Genomic DNA, 3,229 nt, shown 5'->3' on the forward strand with positions numbered 1-3,229 from the left:
CGCCACGGAGACCATGTCGAGCCCGTCGGCCTCGGTGAGGCAGGTGGTCTCGGTCGTGACCTTGGTGAGCTCCGACAGGAAGGGCGTGGCCACGTCGATCAGCGCATGGGCCGAGAGGTAGTTGAAGCCGATCTCCATCACGCGGGGCGTGAGCTGGTAGCGCCGCGTCTTCGGGTGCTTGCGCAGGTAGCCGAGCTTTTCGAGCGTGAACACCATGCGCTGCGCCGAGCTCTTGGTGATGTCGGTGGCGGCGGCCACGTCGGCCAGCGTCATCGTGCGGCGGCTGGCGCTGAAGGCGCACAGCACGGCCAGGCCTTTTTCCAGCGACTGGTTGAACAGAAGGCTGGGGCTGTCGTCCTGCGGAACGGCGGATTCGAGGGGGGCGTCCATGGATTCGAGTATAGCGGGAAGACTCAATCGAATCGCATATCGATTCTTAAAACGCGACTAGTGGTTTTCATTAATTGAATGAAGATTCAAATCAATCGATTATTGGCACGAATGCTGCATCGGTTCCGGTCTCTCTTTTCCATCCTTTCACCTTCCTCTTCCTCAGGAGTGCTCTCATGAAACGAGTCGTTCGTCACCTTCATCGCCTGGCCACGGGCCTGACACTGGCCGCCAGCGTCGGGCTGGCCTGTGCCCAGGGCGCGGCACCCGCCGCCACTCCCGCACCTGCGAGCTACAACGTGGGCGCCACGGCCACGGGCGTGCCCTTCACCTTCCTCGATGTGAAGACGAACTCGATCCAGGGAATGATGGTCGACACCGTCACGGCCGTCGGCAAGGCGGGCGGCTTCAGCGTGAACGTGCAGCAGACGGTGTTCTCGGCGCTGATTCCCTCGCTCACGGCGCGCAAGGTCGACATCATTTCGGCCGCCATGCTGAAGACGCCCGCGCGCCAGGAGGTGGTCGACTTCAGCGACCCCGTGTATTCCTACGGCGAAGGCCTGATCGTCAAGGACAGCGACACGCGCCCCTATGTGTCGCTCGACGAACTCAAGGGCGAGGTGGTCGGCGCGCAGGTGGGCACCGTGTTCCTGGACATGCTCAACAAGAAGGGCATCTTCAAGGAGGTGCGCAGCTACGACTCGGTGGCCGACATGACGCGCGACCTGTCGCTCGGCCGCATCAAGGCCGGCCTGGGCGACCAGCCCGTCATCGCCTACCAGCTGCGCCAGGCCGCTTTCAACGGCGTCAAGCTGGTGCAGAGCTACAAGTCCGTGAACGTGGGCGACGTGTGCCTGGTGGTGCGCAAGGGCGACACGCAGACGCTCGAGCGCCTGAACAAGGCCATCGCCAAGGTCAAGGCCGACGGCACGCTGGCCGCCATCGTGGGCAAGTGGGGCATCTGAGATGAGCAGCTTCCTGCAGAACGCGCAGGAGTTCCTGCCCATCCTGCTGCAGGGCGCGGTGGTCACGGTGCAGGTCACCGTGCTGTCGTTCCTGCTGAGCAGCGTGCTCGGGCTGGCCTTTGCGCTGATGAAGCTGTCGCCGGTGCGCGCGCTGTCGGTCACGGCCGACGTGGTCATCAACGTGATCCGCGGGCTGCCGATCATCGTGCAGCTGTTCTACATCTACTTCGTGCTGCCCGAGTTCGGCGTCGAGCTCACGGCGTTCCAGGCCGGCGTGATCGGGCTGGGCATTGCCTACTCGGCCTACCAGGCGGAGAACTTCCGCGCCGGCATCGAGGCGGTCGACCCGGGCCAGCGCGAAGCGGCGCAGGCGATGGGCATGCGCTCGATGCTGATCATGCGCCGCGTGATCCTGCCGCAGGCCTTTCGCATCGCGCTGCCGCCCTACGGCAACACGCTCGTGATGATGCTGAAGGACTCGTCGCTGGTGTCCACCATCACCGTGGCCGAGATGACGCGCGCGGGCCAGCTCATCGCTTCGTCCACCTTCCAGAACATGACCGTCTACACGCTGGTCGCCCTGCTCTACCTGCTCATGAGCCTGCCGCTGGTGTGGGGCCTGCGCCGGCTCGAGAAGCGCTTTGCCGCCGGGAGAAAGAAACCATGATCGACGTCCGCGGACTCGAAAAGAATTTCGGCGCGCACCGCGTGCTGCAGGGCGTGAGCCTGCACGTGGATGCGGGCGAGGTGGTGTGCCTCATCGGCCCGTCGGGCTCGGGCAAGTCGACGGTGCTTCGCTGCATCAACGGGCTGGAGTCTTACGAAGGCGGCGAGGTGCGCGCCTTCGGCGAGCGCGTCGACCGCGCGGCGCCCACCATCCACCGGCTGCGCAGCCGCATGGGCATGGTGTTCCAGCGCTTCAACCTGTTCCCGCACCGCACGGTGCTGGAGAACGTGATGGAAGGCCCCGTCTTCGTGCAGAAGCGCCCGCCCGCGCAAGCCCGCGACGAAGCGCTCGCGCTGCTGGCCAAGGTCGGCCTGGCCGAGAAGGCGCAGGCCTGGCCCGCGCAACTGTCGGGCGGCCAGCAGCAGCGCGTGGCCATTGCGCGCGCACTGGCCATGAAGCCCGAGGCCATGCTGTTCGACGAGCCCACCTCGGCGCTCGACCCCGAGCTGGTGGGCGACGTGCTGGGCGTGATGCGCGCGCTGGCCGACGAAGGCATGACGATGATCGTCGTCACGCACGAGATGGGTTTTGCGCGCGAGGTGGCCGACCGCGTGTGCTTCCTGCACAGCGGCAGCATCGTCGAGGAAGGCCCGGCCGCGCAGGTGCTCGGCGCGCCGAGTCATGCGCGCACGCAAGACTTTTTGCGCCGCGTGCTGCATCCGTCGACGGGCGCAGCGGCATGAGCGACATGAGCGCCATCGCCATGCCGCCTTCGCTGTGGGCCGCCACCGCGCCGGCCGCGTCGCCCACGCCGCCGCTGACCGAATCGCGCCATGCCGACGTGCTGGTCGTGGGCGCCGGCTTCACCGGCCTGAGCGCCGCGCTGCACCTGGCCGAAGCGGGCGCGCGCGTGTGCGTGCTCGAAGCCGGCGAGCCCGGCTGGGGCGCCTCGGGGCGCAACGGCGGGCAGGTGAACCCCTCGCTCAAGCACGACCCCGACGACCTCGTGCGGCTTTACGGCTCGGCGCGCGCCGAGCCGCTCATCGAGGCCGTGTCGCACTCCGCCGACCTGGTGTTCGACCTCATCGCGCGCCATGGCATCGACTGCCAGCCCGTGCGCAACGGCTGGCTGCAGGTGGCCTATTCGCCGAAGCACGTCGGCGGGCTGCACGCGCGTGCACGGCAATGGGAGCGTCGCGGCGTGCCC

5 protein-coding genes are annotated in these 3,229 nt (G+C 67.2%); 4 read left to right on the forward strand and 1 reads right to left on the reverse strand.

Annotated elements, in window-relative coordinates:
* A partial coding sequence (locus AAG801_RS41195) for a helix-turn-helix domain-containing protein (protein WP_341893648.1) occupies positions 1-390 on the reverse strand: 390 nt, incomplete at its 3' end.
* 176 nt (positions 391-566) lie between these two features.
* Between AAG801_RS41195 and AAG801_RS41200 the strand changes: the two genes are divergently transcribed.
* The 4 genes from AAG801_RS41200 to AAG801_RS41215 form a co-directional block, all read left to right on the forward strand.
* Complete coding sequence (locus AAG801_RS41200) at positions 567-1,355, forward strand: ABC transporter substrate-binding protein (protein ID WP_341893649.1); 789 nt, start codon at positions 567-569, stop codon at positions 1,353-1,355.
* A 1-nt stretch (position 1,356) separates the two neighbouring features.
* Positions 1,357-2,022 (forward strand): ectoine/hydroxyectoine ABC transporter permease subunit EhuD, encoded by a 666-nt coding sequence (gene ehuD, locus AAG801_RS41205; RefSeq protein ID WP_099792103.1) that lies wholly within the window; start codon positions 1,357-1,359, stop codon positions 2,020-2,022.
* Positions 2,019-2,765, forward strand: coding sequence for an amino acid ABC transporter ATP-binding protein (locus AAG801_RS41210; protein ID WP_341893650.1), 747 nt, complete (start codon positions 2,019-2,021; stop codon positions 2,763-2,765). The genes ehuD and AAG801_RS41210 overlap by 4 nt, the downstream gene beginning before the upstream one ends.
* Before the next feature lie 5 nt (positions 2,766-2,770).
* The coding region (locus AAG801_RS41215) for an FAD-binding oxidoreductase (protein WP_341893651.1) at positions 2,771-3,229 on the forward strand (459 nt) is incomplete at its 3' end.

Source organism: Variovorax sp. YR752, assembly GCF_943372545.1.